Source organism: Rheinheimera sp. (assembly GCF_036568245.1).
In the GTDB taxonomy this organism is placed as follows: domain Bacteria; phylum Pseudomonadota; class Gammaproteobacteria; order Enterobacterales; family Alteromonadaceae; genus Alishewanella.
Window position 1 is genome coordinate 1 of the sequence record NZ_DATCSY010000258.1, and the last position, 2,054, is coordinate 2,054.

Sequence of the window (2,054 nt, forward strand, 5' to 3'; positions counted from 1 at the left end):
TTGCCGAAGGTTTGTTCAGTAATGAGCAGATCAGCGAAATGACTGAGAATTACCGTGATGCACTGGATAAAGGTGATTGCGTTGTCGAAGAATGGCGTGCGATGTCAGAGTCTTCAGTAGACTGGACGCCGTTCTTAGGTCACGACTGGGATGCAACTTACGATGCCAGCGTGTCGGTCGAGAAACTGGTTGAACTCGGTAAGAAAGCTACCGCTATTCCATCAAGCCATACTTTGCAGCGCCAAGTCGGTCGTGTATATGAAGATCGCGCTTTAATGCTTGCAGGCGAGAAGAAAATTGACTGGGGCTTTGCTGAAATACTGGCTTATGCTTCTACCGTAGCAGAAGGTAACCGCATTCGTATTGTTGGTCAGGATTCAGGCCGTGGCACATTCTTCCATCGCCATGCGGTATTGCACAATCAAACAGATGGTAGTACCTATACGCCGCTTGAGCATATCAGCGACGAGCAGGGGCCATTCCAGGTGTACGACTCTGCATTGTCAGAAGAAGCGGTACTGGCGTTCGAATATGGTTACGCTACGGCAGAACCACGTGCAATGGTTATCTGGGAAGGTCAGTTTGGTGATTTCGCTAACGGCGCTCAGGTTGTTATCGACCAGTTCTTAAGCTCGGGTGAGCAGAAGTGGGGCCGTCTGTGTGGTTTAACTTTGTTGTTGCCTCACGGCTACGAAGGTCAGGGCCCGGAACACTCATCAGCACGTTTAGAGCGTTTCCTTCAATTATGTGCCGATCACAATATGCAGGTTTGTGTACCCACTACACCAGCTCAGGTTTATAACATGCTGCGCCGTCAGATGGTGCGCCCGATGCGCCGGCCTCTGATTGTGATGTCGCCTAAGTCTCTGTTACGTCACCCGTTGGCTACCTCTTCGCTGGAAGAGTTGGCATCAGGTAAGTTCCAAAACGTAATTGGTGAGATAGACGATATTAAACCAAGCGATGTTAAGCGCGTTGTGTTCTGTAGCGGAAAAGTATATTACGAACTGCTGGAAGAACGCCGTAAGCGTGAACAGAAAGACGTGGCGATTGTGCGTGTAGAACAGCTGTACCCGTTCCCGCATGAAGAAATGGCTGAAGTATTAAGTCAGTATCAGCATGTGACTGATTTTGTCTGGTGTCAGGAAGAGCCGCAGAATCAGGGCGCCTGGTACTGCAGTCAGCACCATTTCCGTGCCGCAATTCCAAAGGCTGGTTATCTGAGCTATGCGGGCCGTGATGCGTCATCATCACCTGCTGTCGGTTACTTGTCTGTACACAACAAACAACAGCAGGCGCTGGTTAACGACGCGCTGACTATTAAGTAAATTATTGGCCGGTGTGAGATACACCGGCATAACTAAATAAGACCAACCGGTAAAGGTGAAAAAGTGGAAATTAAAGTACCCGTACTTCCAGAATCTGTTGCAGATGCAACCATCGCCACCTGGCACGTTAAAACAGGCGAAGCCGTAACACGCGATCAGGTATTAGTTGATATTGAAACCGACAAAGTGGTACTTGAAGTGGTTGCCCAGGCCGATGGCGTTATGGGTGAAATCATTCACGATACCGGCGCTACTGTAACAGCCGAAGAAGTTATCGGTAAAATGGAAGCCGGTGGTGCACCTGCTGCTAAGAAAGATGATGCGCCGGCGAAAAAAGAAGACAACAAAACAGAAGCTGCCGCTTCAGATGCTAAGTCAGACGACAGCAACGATGATGCATTAAGCCCATCAGTGCGTCGTATGATTGCGGAAAAGGGTTTAGATGCCAGCAAAATTAAAGGCACCGGCAAAAATGGCCGTGTAACCAAAGAAGACGTTGAAAAGTTTGTAGCTGGTGCGCCAGCTAAATCTGCTGCCCCGGCAGCTGCTACAGCTGTAGCCGGCGATCGCAGCCAGAAACGTGTACCGATGACGCGTCTGCGTAAGACCATCGCAAACCGTCTGCTGGAAGCGAAAAACTCTACAGCCATGCTAACGACGTTTAACGAAGTCAACATGAAGCCAATTATGGACCTGCGTAAGCAGTATCAGGACGTGTTTGAAAAG

1 protein-coding gene and 1 pseudogene are annotated in these 2,054 nt (G+C 49.4%); both read left to right on the forward strand.

The window, feature by feature from the left end; genetic code table 11:
• Positions 1-1,328: pseudogene (locus VIN66_RS11835) on the forward strand (2-oxoglutarate dehydrogenase E1 component); the annotation flags it as partial.
• 63 nt (positions 1,329-1,391) lie between these two features.
• Positions 1,392-2,054 (forward strand): E3 binding domain-containing protein (locus tag VIN66_RS11840; RefSeq protein WP_331924177.1); only part of this gene is annotated, 663 nt, incomplete at its 3' end.